The organism is Dyadobacter chenhuakuii, assembly GCF_023821985.2.
GTDB lineage: Bacteria > Bacteroidota > Bacteroidia > Cytophagales > Spirosomataceae > Dyadobacter > Dyadobacter chenhuakuii.
Genome location: NZ_CP098805.1, coordinates 5846718 through 5868027, shown reverse-complemented (window position 1 = coordinate 5868027; position 21310 = coordinate 5846718). Strand labels below are relative to the sequence as shown.

The 21310-nt window shown below is 46.1% G+C and carries 18 protein-coding genes; 9 read left to right on the top strand and 9 right to left on the bottom strand.

What is annotated here, in order from left to right; translation table 11 throughout:
* Positions 1–63: 63 nt before the first annotated feature.
* The 4 genes from NFI80_RS24615 to NFI80_RS24600 form a co-directional block, all read right to left on the bottom strand.
* A complete protein-coding gene (locus tag NFI80_RS24615; protein WP_235164146.1) occupies positions 64–1293 on the bottom strand; it encodes an acetate/propionate family kinase in 1230 nt (409 codons plus the stop codon).
* Positions 1290–3383 carry a phosphate acetyltransferase gene (gene pta / locus NFI80_RS24610; RefSeq protein WP_233796991.1) on the bottom strand — a complete coding sequence of 698 codons (2094 nt, stop codon included), beginning with the start codon at positions 3381–3383 and terminating at the stop codon, positions 1290–1292. Before pta ends, NFI80_RS24615 begins: the two co-directional genes overlap by 4 nt.
* A 53-nt stretch (positions 3384–3436) precedes the next feature.
* Positions 3437–4432, bottom strand: coding sequence for an FAD:protein FMN transferase (locus tag NFI80_RS24605; RefSeq protein WP_235164145.1), 996 nt, complete (start codon positions 4430–4432; stop codon positions 3437–3439).
* Between the two features lie 171 nt (positions 4433–4603).
* Complete coding sequence (locus NFI80_RS24600) at positions 4604–4792, bottom strand: hypothetical protein (protein ID WP_026631695.1); 189 nt, start codon at positions 4790–4792, stop codon at positions 4604–4606.
* Positions 4793–5016: 224 nt separating this feature from the next.
* Here NFI80_RS24600 and NFI80_RS24595 point away from each other — a divergent pair, with 224 nt between their 5' ends.
* Together NFI80_RS24595 and NFI80_RS24590 are read left to right on the top strand one after the other, a co-directional pair.
* Positions 5017–5163 (top strand): hypothetical protein, encoded by a 147-nt coding sequence (locus NFI80_RS24595; protein ID WP_233796993.1) that lies wholly within the window; start codon positions 5017–5019, stop codon positions 5161–5163.
* Positions 5164–5216: 53 nt separating this feature from the next.
* Positions 5217–6821 (top strand): amidase, encoded by a 1605-nt coding sequence (locus NFI80_RS24590; protein ID WP_235164144.1) that lies wholly within the window; start codon positions 5217–5219, stop codon positions 6819–6821.
* A gap of 18 nt (positions 6822–6839) precedes the next feature.
* Here NFI80_RS24590 and NFI80_RS24585 read toward each other — a convergent pair whose 3' ends face one another.
* Positions 6840–8297 carry a hypothetical protein gene (locus NFI80_RS24585; protein ID WP_233796995.1) on the bottom strand — a complete coding sequence of 486 codons (1458 nt, stop codon included), beginning with the start codon at positions 8295–8297 and terminating at the stop codon, positions 6840–6842.
* Positions 8298–8572: 275 nt separating this feature from the next.
* Between NFI80_RS24585 and NFI80_RS24580 the strand changes: the two genes are divergently transcribed.
* Both NFI80_RS24580 and NFI80_RS24575 read left to right on the top strand, forming a co-directional pair.
* On the top strand, positions 8573–10285 hold the full coding sequence (locus NFI80_RS24580; protein WP_235164143.1) for a hypothetical protein: 1713 nt from the start codon (positions 8573–8575) through the stop codon (positions 10283–10285).
* Between the two features lie 146 nt (positions 10286–10431).
* Positions 10432–11685, top strand: coding sequence for an asparagine synthetase B (locus NFI80_RS24575; RefSeq protein ID WP_235164142.1), 1254 nt, complete (start codon positions 10432–10434; stop codon positions 11683–11685).
* 40 nt (positions 11686–11725) lie between these two features.
* On the opposite strand, the gene NFI80_RS24570 is transcribed toward NFI80_RS24575, so the two are convergent.
* From NFI80_RS24570 to NFI80_RS24560, 3 genes are read right to left on the bottom strand one after another with little or no spacing between them, the layout of a single operon-like run.
* Positions 11726–12247: a GNAT family N-acetyltransferase gene (locus NFI80_RS24570; RefSeq protein WP_235164141.1), complete on the bottom strand. Its 522-nt coding sequence runs from the start codon at positions 12245–12247 to the stop codon at positions 11726–11728.
* A gap of 52 nt (positions 12248–12299) precedes the next feature.
* Complete coding sequence (gene lpxB / locus NFI80_RS24565) at positions 12300–13409, bottom strand: lipid-A-disaccharide synthase (protein WP_235164140.1); 1110 nt, start codon at positions 13407–13409, stop codon at positions 12300–12302.
* 20 nt (positions 13410–13429) lie between these two features.
* Positions 13430–13849, bottom strand: coding sequence for a 6-pyruvoyl trahydropterin synthase family protein (locus NFI80_RS24560; protein ID WP_233797002.1), 420 nt, complete (start codon positions 13847–13849; stop codon positions 13430–13432).
* Between the two features lie 104 nt (positions 13850–13953).
* On the opposite strand from NFI80_RS24560, the gene rfaD reads away from it, so the two are divergent.
* The 3 genes from rfaD (at position 13954) to NFI80_RS24545 (ending at position 18845) form a co-directional block, all read left to right on the top strand.
* Entirely contained in the window at positions 13954–14919 is a 966-nt protein-coding gene (gene rfaD / locus NFI80_RS24555; RefSeq protein ID WP_235164139.1) for an ADP-glyceromanno-heptose 6-epimerase, read from the top strand.
* 96 nt (positions 14920–15015) lie between these two features.
* Positions 15016–16467, top strand: a complete 1452-nt coding sequence (gene sufB, locus NFI80_RS24550; RefSeq protein ID WP_026631702.1) for a Fe-S cluster assembly protein SufB — start codon at positions 15016–15018, stop codon at positions 16465–16467.
* Positions 16468–16574: 107 nt separating this feature from the next.
* Positions 16575–18845: a monovalent cation:proton antiporter family protein gene (locus NFI80_RS24545; RefSeq protein WP_235164138.1), complete on the top strand. Its 2271-nt coding sequence runs from the start codon at positions 16575–16577 to the stop codon at positions 18843–18845.
* A gap of 5 nt (positions 18846–18850) precedes the next feature.
* On the opposite strand, the gene NFI80_RS24540 is transcribed toward NFI80_RS24545, so the two are convergent.
* Positions 18851–19747, bottom strand: coding sequence for a 1-aminocyclopropane-1-carboxylate deaminase/D-cysteine desulfhydrase (locus NFI80_RS24540; protein WP_235159463.1), 897 nt, complete (start codon positions 19745–19747; stop codon positions 18851–18853).
* A 40-nt stretch (positions 19748–19787) separates the two neighbouring features.
* Between NFI80_RS24540 and NFI80_RS24535 the strand changes: the two genes are divergently transcribed.
* Together NFI80_RS24535 and NFI80_RS24530 are read left to right on the top strand one after the other, a co-directional pair.
* Positions 19788–20819: an RluA family pseudouridine synthase gene (locus NFI80_RS24535; protein ID WP_235159462.1), complete on the top strand. Its 1032-nt coding sequence runs from the start codon at positions 19788–19790 to the stop codon at positions 20817–20819.
* 47 nt (positions 20820–20866) lie between these two features.
* Positions 20867–21310 (top strand): GNAT family N-acetyltransferase, encoded by a 444-nt coding sequence (locus NFI80_RS24530; protein ID WP_233797007.1) that lies wholly within the window; start codon positions 20867–20869, stop codon positions 21308–21310.

The following is a 21310-nucleotide window of genomic DNA, read 5'->3' as shown; positions in this document are numbered from 1 at the left end:
TGTTTTAAATAAATAATTTAAACAACCATTTAAAACTATAATTTAAAACTAATATTTATCCGATTAATACAATTCCACTTGCTCACAAGGCGGCTCCTCGCTCAGCAGCTCAAAACTTTGCCGGGCGATCTCAAACTCCTCATTTGTAGGCACAACCAGGATTTTCACCCGCGACTCTGCCGAACTGATTTCCTTAATATCGGATGATTTGATGCGATTTGCATCCTGATCGATTTTTAATCCCAAAAATTCCATATCCCTGCAAACGCGCTCGCGCATCTGCGGATCATTCTCGCCTACGCCGGCTGTAAAGATGACTGCGTCGAGACCGTTCAATGTGGCGGCATAGGAACCAATGTATTTTTTAATCCGATAGGCATACATATCCGAGGCGAGTTCCGCATCATAATTGCCCATTTCCAGCAGTTTCCGCACATCGCGCATGTCGCTATGGCCCGTGAGCCCGAGCATTCCGGATTGTTTGTTTAATAAAATATCCATTTCGTCCGGCGTCCTGCGTTCCTGCCTTAGCAAATGCAGGATTACGGAAGGATCAATGTCGCCCGACCTTGTTCCCATGATCAATCCGCTCAAAGGCCCGAAACCCATGCTCGTATCCAGCGACTTGCCGCTATCCACGGCCGTAATGCTGCAACCATTTCCCAAGTGAATGCTGATAATCTTGGCATCCGGCTTGCCCATCCACGCCATCGCTGCAGCACTCACATATTTGTGGCTTGTCCCATGAAATCCGTAAGCGCGGATGCGCATCTCAGCGTAATATTTTTCGGGAATGGCGTAACGAAAGGCATATTCAGGCATGGATTGGTGAAATGCGGTGTCGAAAACGGCAACCTGCTTTGCGTTAGGAAATGTTTTTTCCGCAATTTCAATGCATTTGTAATTCACCGGATTATGCAGCGGCGCGAGCGAGAATAAGGAACGGATCTTTTCCTTCACCTCATCCGTCACCATTACAGCAGTTGTAAAATCCTCCCCGCCATGTACCACGCGGTGTCCGACCACTTCTATTTCATTTATATTTTCAATGATCCCGGTTTCGAAATCAGTGAGCAGCTGCACAACTTTTTGAAGGCCTTCCGCGTGATCTTTTACGAAGAATGTACTTTCTGTCAGCTTTTCAACGCCGTCTTTCTGCACCTTATGCCTTATAAAGCAGTTTTCTTTTCCAATCCGCTCCACAATCCCCGCACTGAGCGGTTGCTGATCGGGCATTTTGAAAAACTGATATTTCAGCGAGCTGCTGCCCGAATTGATGATGAGAATGTTCATTCTTGCTGACATTGAATGGCGGTGATTACCACGGTGTTGAAAATATCGTCCACGGTGCAGCCGCGGCTCAGATCATTGATGGGCTTGTTCAATCCCTGCAACATCGGCCCGATCGCCAATGCGCCCGTTTCACGCTGAACGGCCTTATAGGTGTTGTTTCCGGTGTTCAAATCCGGGAAAATCAGTACGCTGGCTTTTCCCGCCACTTCGGAATTAGATAATTTCTGATTGCCCACAATCGGGTCCACAGCAGCGTCATACTGGATCGGCCCTTCGACTTTCAGCTGCGGCGCGCGCTGCTTCACGATGGCTGTCGCTTCCCGCACCCTTTCCACGTCCTCCCCTTCTCCCGACGTTCCCGACGAGTAAGACAACATGGCGATGCGCGGTTCAATGCCAAACCTGGCACTGCTTTCAGCGGAAGAAATGGCAATGTCGGCCAGCTGCGATGCCGTTGGATTCGGGTTAACGGCGCAGTCGCCAAAGATCGCTACGCGGTCGGGCAGGCACATGAAGAAAATAGACGAGACGATGGAAACGCCCGGTTTTGTTTTGATAAACTGCAATGCCGGCCGGATCGTGTGCTGCGTCGTATGCACCGCACCCGACACCATTCCGTCTGCATGACCTTTGTAAACCATCATAGTTCCGAAGTAAGAGACGTCGGTCATCAGGTCGCGAGCCATTTCCTCGTTTACATTTTTATTCTTACGCAGCTCATAAAGTGTCTGCACGTAATCTTCGTAATTTTCCGAGTTAGCTGGATTCACTATTTTGACCACATTCAGGTCCAGATCAATGCCTAGCCTTTTGATAGAAGCCGCAACTTCATTCGGATCACCAAGAATCGTCAGATCAACCACATTCTGGCTGATTAACCTTGCAGCAGCACGTAAAATCCGGTCGTCATTTCCTTCCGGCAGCACAATGTGTTTTTTCTGGCTTTTGGCCCATTTAACCAACTGATACTGAAACATGTGCGGTGTGATTCCTTCGGGCTGGAATGTGATGATCTTGTCGTCCAGCACCTTCATATCCACATATTTTTCAAAAGTGTCGATAGCCAGCTCTATCTTTTTGGTGTTATCCGCAGTGATCCGCGAATGGATCGCGCCTATGGCCGTCGTCGTGCCGAACGTGCCTTGCTGCACTGCTATGATCGGAATCTGGGTTTGCAAACCTTCGATCAGCCGCATAACAGGCTCTTCCGGAACAGTGCCGGCCGTCAGGACAATGCCTGCAACTTTGGGATAATTGGTAGAAAGATTCGCCTGCAAGGCACCTATCACAATGTCACCCCGGTCCCCCGGCGTAATGATCAGGACATTTTCTTTGATATGGTTTAAAAAATTGGGCAGCATCATTGCGCCCGTCACGTAATTATCCACCTGGCTGGAAAGCAAATGTTCGCCGAATAAAACTTTTGCATCCAGCGCATCCGTGATCTCGCGCATGGTCGGACTTTGCAGCGCCTTTTCCCAGGGAATGACGGTGAGCATAATGTCGGCTGGCAATTGCATCCGAAGCAACTCACGCACATCTTCCACCTGCTCGGCCTTCACGCGGTTGGCCACAATGCCCAGCACCTGCACTTCACGCGATTCGAAATTTCGGAGCACATTCAGCGCCGAGTTGATGATCTGCGCGGTGGATTTATTTTCACCATTAATGATCGTGAGCACAGGTGCGCCCAGATTCTTGGCAATGGCCGCGTTGGATTCAAATTCAAAAGCAATCCCTTCGCCTAAAAAATCGCTTCCTTCAATGACCGTGAAATCATAATCCTCTTCCAGCTTTTTGAACTTGCTGATGATCGTGTTGATCATTTCACCCCAGTTTTCCGATTCGGGATGCTGCAAAACTTCCTGACGGGTGAATGCAAATGTATCCTCGTAAGGAATAGGAAGCGAAAAATGGTTGATAATGGCTTCAATGTGCTTGTCTTTTCGCCCCGGCTCCTGCTGGGAAATAATGGGTTTAAAAAAACCGATCTTTTGCGTTTTGGACAAAAGCATATTCACCAGGCCCAATGCAATCACTGACTTCCCTGCATAAGGCTCGGCGGAAGCGATAAAAATGGTCTTTGTCATAAGGTGTAGCGAAAAAAGCGATAAGAGCTGTGCTTTGGGCAAAAGCTAAAAAATTATTCCAAGGTGTTCCATTCCGCCACTTGCTCCTCCTGCTTCTCCACCAGCCAAACCCTGCTTTCCGGAAACTGCGTTATCATTTGTTTGCTTTTTTCTATTCCCGCAACACTGAACGCCGTTGCGAGTGCATCCGCCACCGTTCCGTCCGGTGAAATTACCGTGGTACGCACGTGAAACAGCAGCCCTATGCCCGTTTTTGGATCCACAATGTGCGAATACCTGATTCCGTTGTATTCCATATAGCGATATGTCGGGCCGGATGTGGCGAGCGCGACGTGTGACAAAGGCATTGTTTTGAGGGAATCACTGCCATTTGAAATGGTAATGTTCCATCCTTTTGTTCCCGGCGGCGGATTGGTGAGGACTATTTTACCCCCCGCATCCATCATAATGGACTTGATATCAAAGCTTCTCAGTACTTTCACCGCTTCCTCGGCTGCAAACCCTTTGCCTAACCCGCCAATGTCCAGCCGCATGCCTTTTTGTGTTAAAAGCACTTTTTTGCGCTTTGCATCAAGTTTTAATTTCTTATAACCCGTTCTGGACATGGCGTCCCGGATAGCAGAATCGGCGGGGAAAATTCCTTTCCGAGTTGCATGGCGCCACATTTGAACCACTGGCCCCAATGTCGCGTCGAAAGCACCGTCTGTTTTTTGGCTGATATCCTGGCTGATGGCGAGAATGTTGAAGAGTTCGTCGCTCACCTGGACCCATTTACCGCTGCCTGACTGCGCTGAGAGCAGGTTTATTTCGCTTCCGTCGCGATAATCGCTTAATAGTTCATTCAGTTTTTCAATGCGTTTGAATGCTGCCTGTGCTGCGACATTGGCTATGGAGTCGTTTTTTGCATAAAAAACTAGCTTGAAAGGAGATCCCATCATGCCTTTTTCGAAACTATACCGGCTTTCCTGGGCATTACAAAAGCTGGCTATTGTACTCAATGCCAAAGCGATCGCCCATTTGTATTTGTTATCTGAAAACTTTACTGCCATTTACTTTGATATGATAAGCTGTATTTTGAATGTTCAAAAGTATTCGATTTGAGATAATAACTGCTTTTTACGGCCGAATGTTGCCATGCTGCCGTACCGCTTACACCATAAAAAAAGGGGTGCAGATCTGAATCCGCACCCCTTTTGGCTATTAATTAGTTCAATATGCTATTATCCAAAGTAATCCGCCATGTGATTCCGGTCTGCATGCTGGTGCGGATGAGAGTCAATCGCGTCCTTAATCATCCCGGCGCCAATAAATGGCAGGGAAATGATGGTTGAAATGATCATCGCAACAAATAAGATCGTCGCGAACAGAAGCTTACCTGAGTAATATATGATGTTGGTGATGAAGTTCATAGCCGTTACTGTTTATGTGATATTTTTCAATGACAAAATTAAATAAATAACCATGCCAGCCTAATTTTATATGATAATTTTCTTATAAATTTAAACATTTAAGGGCTTTTAGGCAGTTTTGACTATGGTAACAAGGGAATTTTTACAATGCTTGTCAAACACATTCGAGACGCAAGAAAGTATAAGAATAATTTATTCTACAACATACACACCTATAACGCAACATGGCAAAATTTCTCGTCCTGTTTTTCAAGATCCTGTTCGCAGCGATCCTCGCGATTGCGACCATTATTACCGTTGTCATTTTGTCTCCCGCCTGGCTGATCTTCTGGATATGGAAGCAGTTGTCTGAAAAAATTCCGCGCAGCTAAACGAATGCTTCAAGGACTTTTTATATTGCAATCTACTGACGACGAATGCTCCTATGAAACGAAGAAACTTTGTGCGCCTCACATCTGCGGCAGGAATTACCCTGGCTGCATTTCCTCTTTTTAAATGTAATTCCGAGACGAGCAATAGGGAGCCACAGGATGAGGATTCATTTCAATTATCAGAAATGACGGTGGCACAAATGCAGGATGGAATGAAAAAAGGAACATTAACATCCCGCTCCATCACAAAAAGTTACCTGGATCAAATCGCCTTACTGGACCGTAACGGCCCGAAAATCAATGCGGTGATCGAGGTGAATCCTGATGCGATAGCGATTGCAGACGCAATGGACGCGGAGAGGAAGAAAGGAAATGTGCGAGGCCCTATGCACGGAATCCCTGTTTTAATCAAAGACAACATTGATACAAAGGACAAAATGCAGACAACGGCGGGCTCCATCGCGCTAGCCGGTAACATTGCATCATTGGACGCATTTGTCGTGCAGAAAATGCGTGAGGCGGGCGCCGTGATCCTTGGAAAGACCAATATGAGCGAGTGGGCCAATTTTCGCTCTACACGTTCGACGAGCGGATGGAGCAGCCGCGGCGGTCAAACCAAAAATCCATACATCCTGGACCGTTCGCCCTGCGGGTCGAGTTCCGGATCGGGAGCGGCGGTGGCTGCTAACCTCTGCGCAGTAGCTGTGGGCACGGAAACCAATGGCTCCATCGCCTGCCCGGCAGCCATGAACGGCGTTGTAGGCATCAAACCGACTGTGGGGCTCGTGAGCCAGACGGGCATTATCCCGATATCAGCAACGCAGGACACCGCCGGACCACTCGGCCGGACTGTTGCCGATGCGGCTATGCTGCTCGGAGCAATGGTCGGTGCCAATCCGTCCGAGCCGGCAGATACCCGCGTGGATTATGCGCATTTTAAAGATTTCTCCTCATCGCTTGATGCCAATGGCTTGAAAGGCAAGCGCATTGGAATCGAAAAGGGATTTTTGAAACAGCACGAAGATGTAGATGCCCTTTTGAAAAAAGCGTTGGACCAGATGAAACAGAAAGGCGCTGTGATTGTGGAGGTCGATTATATGAAGGCCCAAAGTACGGATGGGGCTGAATCCATATTGTTGCAATACGAGTTCAAGGATGGACTCAATAAATATCTTTATAAATCCAATGCGAAGATAAAGTCGCTCGAAGCGCTCATTGCATTCAACAAAGCAAATGCAGAGAAAGCAATGCCCTATTTTCAGCAGGAATTGCTTGAAATTTCCCAAACGAGAGGTGATCTGGAATCAAAACAATATCAGGATGCCCGCCAGAAAATATTGAATGTAAGAGTGGAATTAAACCGGCTTTTCGAATCCGAAAAACTGGATGCCTTATGTGGCCCGGCGACTGGCCCGGCCTGGTGTAATGACCTGGTAAATGGTGATTTCTGGACGGGATATGGCGGCTATGGACCGGCTGCTATATCGGGATTTCCTTCTGTGACCGTTCCTATGGGTGCAGTGGACGAGCTTCCGATCGGGATCTCGTTTCTGGGAAGAGCTTATGGAGAAGCGGACCTGATCCGCATGGCCTATGCGTACGAGCAGGCCTCTAAAAACAGAATTGCTCCCAAGTTTTTGAAAACACTCGGGGGCTGAGATATGAGAAGGTTTGTGTTATCGTGCTAAATACAATTCGTAGATAGACCCTTTCTGGCCTAGAAACTGATTGGCTTCCTGCTGGGAATAAATGCTCAGGCCCAGCTCATAAAAATCTTCAAACTGATTGTAAGGATAAGGAGTAAATTTCACCTTGTCCGGGAAAAGCATGGACGTAACCACATTCTCCTGCAAGGCACGCCGGATCTGCGACATAGGAACCACAAGGCCCAGCAAAAGAAATATCATTAAAGGATATGCCACTTTCTGCTTGTACCAATGCGGATGCTCTTTGATCCAGGTGGAAAAACCTTGCAGGATAAAAAGCGAGAGCAATGTCAAAACCGGTGTATTGCCTCTCAGGAACCAGTCGTTCCATTTACCCATTCTCACCAGCGAAATCAGGATAAGGAGCGTAAACAATGCTACTATGATGTCCCGGTTGATGTTTTTATGAAGGTTCAGGATGAACACAATGCCGATCAGCACGCCCAGATCAATGACCACACCAAAGAAATAGTGAAATGCGATCTCGTTCAAAGGGTTGAACTGCCATATAAAACCTGCTATAACCGAACTTTTACCAGACAAGAAATAGAAGAAAGTCGGGATGAAGATCAGGCCGGGAACGAGAATGTCAATCAGCACCTGACGTTGGAAAAATGCTTTGATATCCCTGCCATAACGCAGCAGGATAAGCATTGAGAAAATGATCACAAAAACGATCGAAGGGAAAATCCCCCAGATAAAAATGGCGATTACGGCCAGGAAGCTGCGTTCGGGCTTTTTCAAATACACATAATCATGGAAGAGAATGGACGAAACAATGATGATCGGGATTAGCTGGTTAGGCGCCCATTGCGCCTGATAAAGCACGGGCCAGATTTCTGTGAAAAACGGGGGCACGTGATAATTGAGACCGATTAACCTCAAAGTAACCACTTTCACCAAATGCCCTATGCCTCCCAGCGAAAGGAACAGCACGAGCGACAGATAACTTTTTCCCGTAAAAATGAATATCCAGCAAAACCCAAGAAACAGGCCCAGAGAAGCCCACAGATAAAGTGCTATTCCTGATAATTCGCCCAGCATTTTGGAGATCAGCGCGGGAACCAGGAAAAAGCCGAAATAATGACAAGCATAACGGCCATTTGCCTTAAATAAAACCGGCCAGGAATGATTGAAGAGCGTGTAGTATTTTGAATTATGTGCCCAGTAGTCAAATGCCTGGAAGCAAAATCCCCCTATACCCGAGAATGCAATAATGAGCAAGGAAATAACGGATATCTGAACCAGCTGCTTGCTGCTGAGTTCGGCCAGATTGTTTTTTTCGAGGCGATAATTATAAACGAAAATGCAGATGATCGCCAGCGCAAGCATAACGGACAAAGGCAACCGAAACCATCCCAGCGAAAAAATCAGGTTAGGCAAAAGAAGGTAGCCCAAACTTAAATTGCGTAGTAGCGTTGTTTTCATTTGAAATTTCCGGCAAACAAAATGTAATAGATGGTGTGGAGAAGGCCAAAAAGGCATATTAAAGCTCTCGAAAACTTCGGGCTTTTGAAAACGCAGTTAGCAAACGGCAAACAAAACATTCTTACTAGTTGTAAAATCGGGATCAAATTTGTTCTAATTTTTATTCAAATCCAATGCATCCGGCACAAATAATGGAAATAATGTAGTATAAGTTCTATCAGCAAGTAACCCCTTCGTTTCCGCTCCTTTTGAAGGCATAAGAACCATATCCTACAATGAACAGAAGAATATTTGTAAAAGGGGCGGCTGCTGGAATCTGCACATTACCCATCACCTCAGCGCTCTCATTCAGCACTGTAACCAAGAAGATACAAAAAATGCCGGAATGGTTGGATACGCTGGTAAAACAAAATGATATCGGTGTAGAGGCGATCAGAAAATTGCAGATTAAGGATGCTGCAAACCCCGCATATGGTGGCCTGATGGACGCTTTTGACATTGTTAATCCACACACTACATCCGCACTGATCCAGGCAGGCGGCAATGCAATCTCGTCTTCGAACTCCCGCTTTTTTCAATCGCCCGAATTACTGGCTGATATGGACCTGGCAGCATTATATCTTGTCAAAACGCAGCATGCGGATGGAACCATTGATTTGCTTTCCACCAATTTTCATTCGACGCCGGATACAGGATTTCTCGTGAAGCGCCTCGCAACCGCATATACGCTCATTCAGAAATCAGGGACAAAAGGTTCTGAAAAAATGCTCGCAAACCTTGAAACCTTCCTGATCCGGGGCGGAAATGCATTGTCGGTCGGTGGGATACACACGCCCAATCACAGATGGGTGGTGTGTGCGGCGCTGGCCAGGCTCAACTCGCTCTGGCCCGATCCCAAGTATGTGGCCAGGGCGGAAGAATGGCTCGGTGAACACATTGATATGGATGAGGATGGGCAATACAATGAAAAAAGCACTTTTATTTATTCCTCACTGACCGATCGGCTGCTTATCACGATTGCGAATGGCTTCAACAAACCAGAACTGTTGGACAACGTACGGAAGAACCTGGATATGACGATGTTTTACGTTCATCCGAATGGCGAAATCGTTACCGATGCGTCAGGTCGGCAGGATAAGGCATTAATAGGGACATTGGAAAACTATTATTATCCTTATCGCTATATGGCTTTGAAAGATCAAAACGGTGGGTATGCAGCAATGTGCCAGATGATCGAAAAGACGGCCGGGCTTAAAATCGGCGGTTTCCTGGACTATTACCTCGCCGACCAGACATTATGGAAAGACTTGCCCGCTCCCAAGCCGCTGCCGGTTAACTATGTCAAAACTTACCCAAATTCGGGCCTCGTCCGCATCCGCCGGGGAAACTGGGACAGCACATTGATCGCCAACAACCCTACCTGGTTTACATTTATGAAAGGAAATGCGGTTTTGCAGGGCGTGCGACTGGCCTCTTCGTTTTTTGGCAAAGGTCAGTTTCAGTCGGAGCAAATTGTTGAGCAGGGAAAAACGTGGGAACTTACTCAGACATTGGAAGGACCTTATTACCAACCCTATCCCAAAGATTTTATTGCCAAAGACGGAGACTGGGAGAAAATGCCGCGCCTCTTCCGGCCTGTTAGTGAAGTGCAGACCCTGGAAACAAAAATCCTGATCAGCGAAACGGATAATGGCATGCAGATCGAGATCCAAACCTCCGGCACTGAACGCGTCCCGTTGGCTCTTGAACTTATTTTCAGGCCGGGCGGAACATTCACCGGGCTTACCCAGATTGAAAAAGCCAAAGATTCGTGGCTGCTGAAAGAGGGGACCGGGAGTTACAGCTTGAATGGTGACACAATTTCTTTTGGACCGGGAATTGGCTTGCACAAGAACATTGCATTACGCGGCGCGCTCCCACCTGTGGAAGCGCCCACTGTGTTCCTGACCGGCTTTACGCCTTTCAAACATATCATCCGCTTTTCGTAACACCTTCTTACCTTTAAAACCGAATTTTGATCTAAGAAAAAAATAACTAATTCACTTACTGGCAAGCATTTAATATCGTGATTATTCGTTAAATTTGATTTTACCCTCCCCTGTTTTCTGGCGCTGGAAATTTAACCTGTCACGTTATGCTGAAGAGGTTTATAATACTCATTTTGGTGCTCGTCTCGCAAAACACCTTTGCGAATCAGATCCTGATCCCGATGGATCACACGCAGACAAATCACTTGAAGGCTTATGGCCTCGCGTACATGTTGCTGAACGGGGAAATTGACGTTGACTGGCTGCTTAACTACCGGGGCGGGGCTTTCAAAGTGGCTTACAGTAAGTCCATTGAGAATGAATGCAAGCTCCGCGCTGTTTCCTATGAAGTGCTATCCGAATCCGCCAGCGCGCAGATTGTGAGCCAGATCAGTGATCCGAACGTGAATATGGATCTGATCAAGCTGCATAAGGCCGCTAAAATCGCCGTTTATTCTCCTATCAAAATCAGCCCGTCCGAGTTCGAGAATACGGATGCTGTTTTACTGGTTTTGAAATATGCCGAGATTCCTTTTGAAGTCATTTACGATGAAGAAATCCTGAAAGGCGACCTGCCGAAATACGACTGGCTGCATTTGCATCACGAAGATTTCACAGGGCAATTTGGCAAAAGTCTGCGACGGACCACGCCCGCAGATGTGAAAGCGCAGGAAGCCATTGCGAGCCGGTTTGGTTTTGCCAAAGTGCCGCAAATGAAGCTGGCCGTTGCAAAAGCAATAAAGGAATTCTGTGCAGGCGGCGGGTTCCTGTTTGCCATGTGCTCCGGCGCAGAGACTTTCGACATTGCATTAGCAGCCGAGGGCATTGATATTGTCGACAATATGGATGGCGACGGCGTGGATCCTGACGCACAGTCCAAACTCGATTTTGAAAAAACATTCGCATTCCAGAATTTCAAACTCGCGCTGGATGAATATGAAGGGATGACATTTTCCGACATTAATTCTTCCGCGGGAGGTTTTCGCAGCTGGGGCGAAGAAGGGGCCTATTTTTCGTTATTTGATTTTTCTGCCAAATGGGATGTAATACCGGCCATGCTTGTTCAGAATCATGAACATCTGATCAGGGAATTTATGGGTCAGACTTTCGCATTCTCAAAAAAAACCGTCAAACCAAGCGTACTCGTGATGGGAACAGCAGCTTCTTCGGATCGCTACATCTATGGCGAACTCGGCCGTGGACAATGGACATTCTATGGTGGTCACGATCCCGAAGGACGCGGCGGAGGCGGTCGCAGAATGCCCACGGACCTGAATCTTTATCCCAATTCGCCGGGTTACCGATTGATATTGAACAATGTTTTGTTCCCTTCGGCACGGAAGAAGAAGCGCAAAACGTGAGACAGGATAATCCCTGTATTATCAGGATCAAATTGACTTGCTACAATGCCAATTCCATTTTGATATCTGCGCGCTTGAAGTTGTGACCGGTTAGCGGCACTTCAACAAAACCCAGCTTCCTATAAAGATTGATGCCGGCTGCTGAGCCTTTTTTGTTGGAATAAAGAATGATTTTTTGCGCTCCTAAATCGCGCGCTTTTTCAATGATCGCCTTACCCAGCAGATCTCCGATTTTTTTGCCTCGCATTTCTTTCGAAACAGTCATTTTACTCATTTCCAACGTGCCCGGCTCGCCTTGTTTCAATGCGCATGTCCCTACAACTTCGTTTTGGTAAAGCGCTATTAGTATGGCACCACCGTCTTTCAGGTAATAGCTCTCGGGATCGTCAAGGACTTTTTCATCCTCCGGCTCCACTTCATAAGCTTCTGATATCCATGCATAATTCAAATCGTAAAATGCCTTTGCATGGGTGGGATTGTAATCTATGATTTGAATGGATGAGTTCGTTTCCGCCTGGCTCAAAAGGCCCTCTTTTTTTAATGGATACTCTTTTTCGTCCATGGCTGGTACAGGGTTATTCGCTGTATTTTAGTGATGTCAAAAATTTTATTCATTATTTCAAATATCCAACTATAAATCCACCCGCTCTGCCAGACGCCCCAGGCCCTCCTACCATGGTTTGCAGCGTTTTGTAGTCCTGCATTTGCTGTTGATACTTAACTCCGCCGGGTAGGATCTTCTTTAATTCGCTGACCAGCTGATTCTCGTTTAATTCATCCTGGATCAGCTCTCTAACCGCTTCTTTGTCTAAAATAAGATTAACCAACGAGATGAAAGGCACGCGGATGAGGCGCTTGGCGATGGCATAGGAGAATGTGCTCGTTTTGTAACAAACCACTTCGGGAACACTGAATAAGGCGGTTTCCAGAGTTGCTGTGCCGGAAGTTACCAATGCAGCATCCGCAATGTTCAGCAAATCATAGGTGGATTCGTACACAATGATGGCGTTGTGAGCTGCAATGTATTTTTCATACAATGTTTGGGGCAAATTGCTTACGCCAGCAATGACGAATTGATAATCGGGGAAATGGGGCTGAACAGTCAGCATAATGTCCAGCATGCCGATGATTTCCTGCTGCCTGCTGCCCGGCAGTAATGCTATGACAGGCTTATCGGCTTCCAGATTGTTCTTTTGCTTAAAGTCAGGATCGGGCTTGAATGCTGCGATTGCGTCCATCAGCGGATTGCCGACGTAATCTACTTTGTAATCGAATTTTTTGTAAAAATCAATTTCAAAGGGAAAGATCACGAACATATGATCTACATTCTGTTTGATCTTTAATGCCCGCTTCTGATTCCAGGCCCACACTTTGGGAGAAATGTAATAGAAAACCTTCAAGCCTTTTGACTTCGCAAATGACGCAATGCGCAGATTGAAGCCCGGGTAGTCGATCAGGATCAATGCATCCGGCTTGTATGCAAGGATATCGGCTTTACATTTTTTAAGAAAACCAGAAATTTTGTGAAGGTTGAGCGCAACTTCCAGGAAACCCATGAAAGCAGTGTCCTTATAATGTGTAACCAGTTCCATGCCCGAGGCCGCCATCATATCCCCTCCCCAGCCACGGAACTGCGCATCAGGATCATTCTCACGGATTCCACCAATGAGGTTGGAACCATGCAAATCTCCCGAACGCTCTCCGGCAATGAGGTAATATTTCATCTGGACTAGTCAGTTGGCGCTTATTCGCCGTAATACTCTACGAAATTCTTTGGCGTTTCAACCAGCTTAATGTAATGCAGCTTGGACTGCGGGGATGCGGCAGCGATGGCAGGCGCAAGGATATTCCATATTTCGGTTACAAAAATTTCACAGGAAGCCATTTTGCCCTGCATAAAATCAACATCCAAATTGAGATTTTTATGGTCCACTTTGTCCACCACTTTCTCTTTCACAATGTCACCCAGCACCTTTAAATCGATCACGAATCCCGTGTCCGGATCCGGCTTTCCTTTTACAGTAACAATCAGCTCAAAATTGTGTCCGTGCCAGTTGTTGTTAGCACATGGCCCAAACACTTCCTGGTTTTTTTCCTCAGACCATGCCGGATTGAAAAGACGGTGGGCTGCGTTAAAATGCTCTTTTCTTGTTACGTAAATCATAAATCTTCTTCTCCCTTAATAAATAGGGTACAAAATTACATCTTGTATCCGTAGTTTTGCAGCTTAACAAGAGGATAATAATAAAAATCACATATATCTCTCCCATGATTATCGTAACAGGTGCAGCCGGATTCATTGGCAGCGGGCTTATCAGCCGACTAAATAAGGACGGTTTCAAAAGCATTATCGCAGTCGATGATTTTTCTAAAATCGAGAAAGCAGAAAATCTTGCAGGAAAAACAATTCAGGAAAAAGTGGAAAGAACTTCGCTTTTCGACTGGCTTGATCAAAACAACCGGGATGTTGAATTCATCTTTCACATCGGCGCACGGACTGATACGACAGAATTTGACAGGGATATTTTTGAGGAACTGAATGTGAGTTATTCCAAGCAGATCTGGGAGAAATGCGTTGCTTGCCAGATTCCGCTTGTATATGCTTCGTCAGCAGCCACTTACGGACTTGGCGAGCACGGTTACGATGATAACGAATCAACATTATCACAGCTTAAACCGCTGAATCCATATGGCGACTCTAAGAATGAGTTTGATATCTGGGCATTACAGCAAGAGAAAAAACCGTTTTTCTGGGCAGGATTGAAGTTTTTCAATGTATACGGCCCGAATGAATATCACAAAGGAAGGATGGCTTCCGTAGTTATGCATGCCTTTAATCAGATCAATAAAACGGAGAAAATGAAGCTTTTCCGCTCGCATAACCCCGATTTCCAGGACGGCGAGCAAATGCGTGATTTTATTTATGTAAAAGACCTGATCGACGTTTGCATTTTCTTCATGCATCACCGCAAAAACTCCGGAATCTATAACCTTGGAAGCGGCCGCGCCCGGACATTCAAAGACCTGGTAACAAGCACATTCAATGCAATGGACAGGCCGGTTGACATTTCGTATATAGACACTCCGGAAGATATCAGGGATAAATATCAGTATTTCACGCAGGCCAATATGAGCAAACTTCGCTCCATCGGTTTCACACGTCCTTTTACCTCATTGGAAGAAGGAATTGATGACTATGTGAAGAACTATCTTTCGACGGGAGCTTACCTATAAATCCGCATTTTTGTGTATTTTTGATGTTCTCAATAAACTCAATCCCCGTTCTCTGTGTTACTATTAAACGAAACACAGTGTGATAATAATTAGACTATGAGCAAAGAAGATGAATTGTTGGAGGAAATCACCAGTTCGGAATACAAATATGGTTTTGTAACTGATATTGAAGCAGATGAAGCTCCTATGGGGCTGAATGATGATATTGTCAGGTTTATCTCAGCCAAAAAAAATGAACCGGAGTGGATGCTTGCGTGGCGTTTGAAAGCTTATCATTTGTGGCTTACTATGGCTGAACCCAAGTGGCCTAACGTACATTATCCAAAAATCGATTTTCAGGCAATCAAATATTATTCGGCGCCTAAAAAGAAAAAGCAGGTTGACAGTCTGGATGACATTGATCCGGAATTGCGTGACACTTTTGAGCGTCTGGGAATTTCCCTTAACGAGCAAAAGAGACTTTCAGGCGTTTCCATCGCGGTTGATGCTGTTATGGACTCTGAATCGGTTTTTACAACATTTAAAGAATCGCTGAAAGAAAAGGGTATTATATTCTGTTCCATCAGCGAGGCTATTCGTGAACATCCTGCACTGGTTCAGAAATATCTGGGATCGGTTGTTCCACCGAAAGACAACTATTATGCAGCATTGAATTCTGCTGTATTCTCTGATGGTTCTTTTGTCTACATTCCAAAAGGCGTTCGTTGCCCGATGGAGCTTTCCACTTATTTCCGTATCAATGCTGCGGGAACAGGACAATTTGAGCGTACGCTGATTATTGGCGATGCTGATAGCCACGTAAGTTATCTGGAAGGCTGTACAGCGCCGATGCGTGATGAAAACCAGCTGCACGCGGCTGTTGTGGAAATCTTCGCACATGAGAATGCGAATGTTAAATATTCAACTGTTCAGAACTGGTATCCGGGCGATAAAGACGGAAAAGGCGGGATTTACAACTTTGTAACCAAACGCGGTCTTTGTGACGGTGCTGGCTCAAAAATCTCATGGACGCAGGTTGAAACCGGTTCGGCGATCACGTGGAAATATCCTTCGGTGATCCTGAAAGGCGATAATTCAATTGGTGAATTTTACTCTGTTGCGGTTACTAATAACATGCAGCAAGCTGATACGGGGACGAAAATGATCCATATCGGTAAGAATACGAAGAGCCGTATCGTTTCAAAAGGTATTTCAGCCGGTAAGAGCCAGAATTCGTACAGAGGACTCGTGCAGGTTTTCAAGAAAGCCGAAAAAGCGCGAAACTTTTCGCAATGCGATTCCCTGTTATTGGGTGACAAATGCGGGGCGCATACATTCCCATACATTGAAGTAAGCAACCCTTCCGCAACTGTGGAACACGAAGCAACCACTTCGAAGATTGGTGAAGACATTCTTTTTTACTGTAATCAACGCGGAATTCCTACCGAGCAGGCGGTTGCATTGATTGTTAATGGTTACGCAAAAGAAGTGCTGAACCAGCTTCCGATGGAGTTTGCAGTGGAAGCACAGAAATTACTGGAAATCAGTTTGGAAGGCAGCGTAGGTTGATGCTGTAACCCAACTTTTTATACGATTGCATTACAAAAGCCTTTGATACGTCAGAGGCTTTTTGTATTTTATTGACCTCAAGAAAATATTCGCCACTAAACCATTATATGACGCACGTTCCGCAACTGATTGTCGACCTTTCATTAATACTCACGATGGCGGGTATCATTACCCTTATTTTCAAAAAATTAAAACAGCCCATCGTTTTAGGTTACATATTGGCTGGATTGCTTGTAGGTCCTAATTTCAACTTATTTCCAACCATCACTGACATTAAAACCATCGAGATATGGGCAGAGATTGGTGTGATTTTCCTGCTTTTCAACTTAGGTCTCGAATTTAGTTTTAAAAAACTGGTCAAGGTCGGCAATACAGCCGCTATAACGGGTTTGTTTGAAGTAGGAATGATGCTGACCACTGGTTTTACAACGGGCCAGCTGCTGGGATGGAGCAAAACAGACAGTCTTTTTCTGGGTGGGATCATCGCGATTTCCTCCACCACGATCATATTCAGGGCTTTTGATGAACTAGGGTTAAAAACACAGAAATTCACCCGCGTCGTGCTGGGCATCCTGGTGATCGAGGATTTGACGGCAGTGCTGCTCATGGTGTTACTTTCCACGCTTTCTATCAGTCAGCAATTTGCTGGGATGGAGCTGTTACAATCTATCCTCAAACTATTCTTCTTCCTGACATTATGGTTTTTGGGCGGCATATTTGTGTTTCCCACGCTTCTCAGGCGTTACAGAAAGCTAATGAACGACGAGAGCGTCCTTATCACCTCTGTGGCATTATGCTTTGGGATGGTTTTTCTGGTAACGCAGGCGGGCTTTTCGGCAGCGCTTGGCGCGTTCATCATGGGTTCGATCCTGGCTGAAACTACCCATGCCGAAAAGATCGAGCATTTGTTGAAACCATTGAAAGATCTTTTTGGTGCGGTGTTCTTTATATCGGTCGGAATGCTGATTAATCCAGGCCTGCTGGTGGAATATGCATTGCCGACAGCCATCCTGGTTTTGGTTGTGATTTTAGGTAAAACAACATTCGTTTCACTGGGCGCCATCATTTCGGGACAGCCACTCAAAAATTCATTGCAGTCCGGAATGAGCATGTCGCAGATCGGTGAATTTTCATTCATTATTGCCAACCTGGGACTTTCGCTGAGCGTAACAAGCAGTTTTCTTTATCCGATTGCGGTGGGGGTTTCTGTCATCACCACATTTACGACGCCTTACATGATGAAAGCCTCCGAACCGCTTTCAGAATGGCTCGAAAAACGGCTGCCGGAGCGGTGGAAACATTATCTGAACAGATATAGCACCAGCACCGAAACGATTGTCCAGACCACGCATTGGAACCAGATCCTGAAATCCTATTCACAAACGGTTATACTAAATTCGGTGGTGATCATCGGGATTGTTATGGCCTCCTCGCGTCAGCTCGCGGATCAATTGCATACCAGGGTTCCGGAAACTTACATTACCAATGCCGTATTGTTTGGCATTACATTTCTTTTGATTTCTCCATTCCTATGGGCGCTCATTTTCAAAAGATCCAATAGGAAAGCTTATTCAGCGATCTGGTTAAGCCGGAAATTCAGCCGCGGCCCGTTGCTGTTGCTAGAACTTTCACGCGTGCTGATTGCTATTTTATTAATGGGTTTTCTGCTCAACTCCTTTTTTGCTACGCCCACCGCGCTGGCCGTAGCCGGCGGGATTATGATCCTGGGTTTTGCAATTTTTTATCAAAGATTACAAACCTTTTACACCCGCATTGAAGAGCGCTTTTTGCAAAATTTAAATGCAAGACAGCTGGAAGGAAGTGGAAAATCCAAAATGATATTGCTGCCCTGGGACGCGCATTTTGCGTTTCTGGAAGTGAGCGCCGATTCCTCTCTTATTGGCAAAACTTTGCAGGAATTAAAGATCAGGGAAAATTTTGGGATCAATGTTGTGCTGATCGAGCGCGGCAGTAAAACGATTTATCTCCCCCGCCCTACCGAAGTGCTGTATCCCTGTGACCGCATCGAAGTTATCGGGACGGACGACCAGCTGGATATCTTCCGGGGGCATATTGAGGTGAGCACGAATGGGGACGTCTATATGGCGCACGAAGACAGCATTGTGCTGGAACGCGTGGAAGTGAGAAGCGAGTATCAGATCCGTGGAAAAAGTATCCGAAGCAGTCAAATCAGGGAAAAAACGCGTGGGATGATTGTAGGGCTGGAAAGAAACGGCGAGCGCATCCTCAACCCCGATTCGTCGATGATCATTGAAAACGATGATGTATTGTGGATTGCAGGAGAAAAAGATCTGATCAAAGAATTTGTCAGAACAAAATCAGCGAACAGCGACGAAGAAATCCCCGCCCTGTCCTGAATTGCCTATGCTTTAAGCAATCCCTGCAAGCCGCCCGTGTGCACGGCAACGATTGTAGTGCCTTTTGGAAAATGATTTTTACGGATCAGATCAAAAAGCCCGAAGAACATTTTAGCCGTGTAAACCTGTTCGAGCTGGATGCCAAATTCGTCCTTAAAATTCTGCATGAACGCGATAAGCTCCGGGTTCCATTTGGCATAGCCTCCAAAATGGTAATCTGTAAAGAGCTGTAAACTTCCGGATGAATGTTGGTTGCTTAACAGCATGCTAATGTCATTTTTCAAAAATTCCCCGCCTTTTAATGCTGAAAAAGCAAGCACGTTTGCGCCAGCAGATAGCAGTCCGGCTGCTGTTCCGCCCGTGCCCGCAGCAACGGCAAAGTAATTAGCGGTTTTAGCCAGTTGCACATTTACTTCCGGCACCATTTCCGCCACGCCCTGCAATGCTAATGTGGAAGTACCGCCTTCCGGGACTATAAAAGGATGATCAAACTTTGTAGCGAGATCCAGCAGATAATTATCCGAGCTCCTCAGCTTGTATTCCGACCGCGATACGAAATACAGCTGCATTCCTTGATTCTGGCAAAATAGCAATGTGGGCGAAAGCTTTTCTGCTAATTCTTCGCCCCTTACAACGCCGATTGTTTCAAAACCCAAGGCATTACCCGCAGCCGCAGTGGCATACAAGTGATTGGAAAACGCACCGCCGAATGTCAGAATGCGTGTATATCCCTGGCTGCTGGCTTCGAGCAAATTGTATTTCAGCTTCCGCCATTTGTTACCGGACACCGTCGGATGGATCAGGTCATCACGCTTGATGTACAACGTTATACCGGCAGCTTCCGTCATGACATTGGAAAGTCTCTCTATCGGGGTGGGGAGCACGGCACTTATTAAATCCACTTATTTTGATAATTTTGTTTATAATAAATGACCATTTCGAATGTCCGAAGACCATATTGAGATTGCCTCAGAAGAAGATGATTTGTTTGAACATTACAGGATTGTTGCTGACAAAGGCCAGGGATTGATCAGGCTGGACAAATATCTGAGCTTACATGTCGCAAATGCTTCGCGGACAAAAATACAAAATGGAATTGATGCGGAAGCCGTAAAGGTGAATGGGCTGGTTACCAAAGCGAGTTATAAAGTAAAGCCGCTGGATGTCATTACCCTTTCCCTCCCAGAGCCGCCGCGCGATACGGAGATTATTCCCGAAAACATTCCGCTTGACATTATTTATGAAGATGAAGTGCTTCTGATTGTTAATAAGCCAACCGGCATGGTTGTTCACCCGGCATTCGGAAACTGGTCGGGAACGCTGATTAATGCATTGGTTTATCACTTTCAGCAACTGCCCACAGGTAGAAATGGCGAAGGACGGCCGGGATTGGTTCACCGCATTGATAAAGACACCTCTGGCCTGCTTGTTATTGCAAAAACCGAATTTGCGATGACGTTTTTAGCCAAACAATTTTCGGATCACACCATTGAGCGGACCTACAACGCTTTGATTTGGGGAGAGCCCAAGGAGCAATCAGGAACTATAACCGGAAACGTTGGGCGGAGTGCAAAAGATCGTCGTGTAATGGACGTCTTCCCCGATGGAAGCCAGGGGAAGCATGCGATCACGCATTACAAGACCATCCAATCCTTTCACTACGTCACACTTGTTCAATGTAACCTTGAAACGGGCCGTACGCACCAGATCAGGGCACATATGAAGCACATTGGCCATCCGATTTTTAATGACACCACTTACGGCGGCGACAAAATCCTGCGCGGGCCGTCAAATGGCAGTTATAAAGCCATGGTAACAAATCTTTTTGATCTGCTGCCTGGCCAGGCACTGCACGCAAAGTCCCTGGGATTTGTACATCCTGCCACAAGGCAATGGATGCAATTTGACACCGAACTTCCCAAAAACTTTCAGGCAATTCTAGAAAAGTGGGAAATCTATACGAACAATCAGTAGGAAATTGTATCTTCTAAACTCTTACTGGATATTTATAAAACCAAGCTATGACAATCTCAACCCGACCCGGAAACCTAGAAGACATCCCTGCAATTTTTGAATTGGTCAAAGAACTGGCGCTTTATGAACGAGCGCTGGATCAAGTTTCGAACAATGTCGAAAAAATGACCCGTGACTATAATGAAAAATTGTATGACTTCTTTGTGGCCGAATCGGATTCCAGGATCATCGGCATGTCGCTGTACTATTACCGGTATTCGACCTGGAAAGGGAAAAGATTATACATGGAAGACATTATCGTGACAGAGGATATGCGCGGGAATGGCATAGGCAAGATCCTGTTCGATGCGACCGTAGCAGCTGCCAAACAAACCGGCTGCACGGGCATGTTGTGGCAGGTGCTGGATTGGAATACGTCAGCCGTTGGATTTTACCGCAAGTACGGCACCAACTTCGACAATGAGTGGATCAATTGCAGCCTGGATTTTTAA

Coding starts and splice junctions, on each gene's coding strand:
- lpxB (WP_235164140.1), bottom strand. CDS start 13,409: ATGAAATATTACCTCATTGCCGGAGAGCGTTCGGGAGATTTGCATGGT.
- NFI80_RS24560 (WP_233797002.1), bottom strand. CDS start 13,849: ATGATTTACGTAACAAGAAAAGAGCATTTTAACGCAGCCCACCGTCTT.
- NFI80_RS24575 (WP_235164142.1), top strand. CDS start 10,432: ATGCTGAAGAGGTTTATAATACTCATTTTGGTGCTCGTCTCGCAAAAC.
- NFI80_RS24570 (WP_235164141.1), bottom strand. CDS start 12,247: ATGGACGAAAAAGAGTATCCATTAAAAAAAGAGGGCCTTTTGAGCCAG.
- NFI80_RS24585 (WP_233796995.1), bottom strand. CDS start 8,297: ATGAAAACAACGCTACTACGCAATTTAAGTTTGGGCTACCTTCTTTTG.
- pta (WP_233796991.1), bottom strand. CDS start 3,383: ATGACAAAGACCATTTTTATCGCTTCCGCCGAGCCTTATGCAGGGAAG.
- NFI80_RS24615 (WP_235164146.1), bottom strand. CDS start 1,293: ATGAACATTCTCATCATCAATTCGGGCAGCAGCTCGCTGAAATATCAG.
- NFI80_RS24595 (WP_233796993.1), top strand. CDS start 5,017: ATGGCAAAATTTCTCGTCCTGTTTTTCAAGATCCTGTTCGCAGCGATC.
- sufB (WP_026631702.1), top strand. CDS start 15,016: ATGAGCAAAGAAGATGAATTGTTGGAGGAAATCACCAGTTCGGAATAC.
- NFI80_RS24605 (WP_235164145.1), bottom strand. CDS start 4,432: ATGGCAGTAAAGTTTTCAGATAACAAATACAAATGGGCGATCGCTTTG.
- NFI80_RS24580 (WP_235164143.1), top strand. CDS start 8,573: ATGAACAGAAGAATATTTGTAAAAGGGGCGGCTGCTGGAATCTGCACA.
- rfaD (WP_235164139.1), top strand. CDS start 13,954: ATGATTATCGTAACAGGTGCAGCCGGATTCATTGGCAGCGGGCTTATC.
- NFI80_RS24535 (WP_235159462.1), top strand. CDS start 19,788: ATGTCCGAAGACCATATTGAGATTGCCTCAGAAGAAGATGATTTGTTT.
- NFI80_RS24545 (WP_235164138.1), top strand. CDS start 16,575: ATGACGCACGTTCCGCAACTGATTGTCGACCTTTCATTAATACTCACG.
- NFI80_RS24530 (WP_233797007.1), top strand. CDS start 20,867: ATGACAATCTCAACCCGACCCGGAAACCTAGAAGACATCCCTGCAATT.
- NFI80_RS24600 (WP_026631695.1), bottom strand. CDS start 4,792: ATGAACTTCATCACCAACATCATATATTACTCAGGTAAGCTTCTGTTC.
- NFI80_RS24590 (WP_235164144.1), top strand. CDS start 5,217: ATGAAACGAAGAAACTTTGTGCGCCTCACATCTGCGGCAGGAATTACC.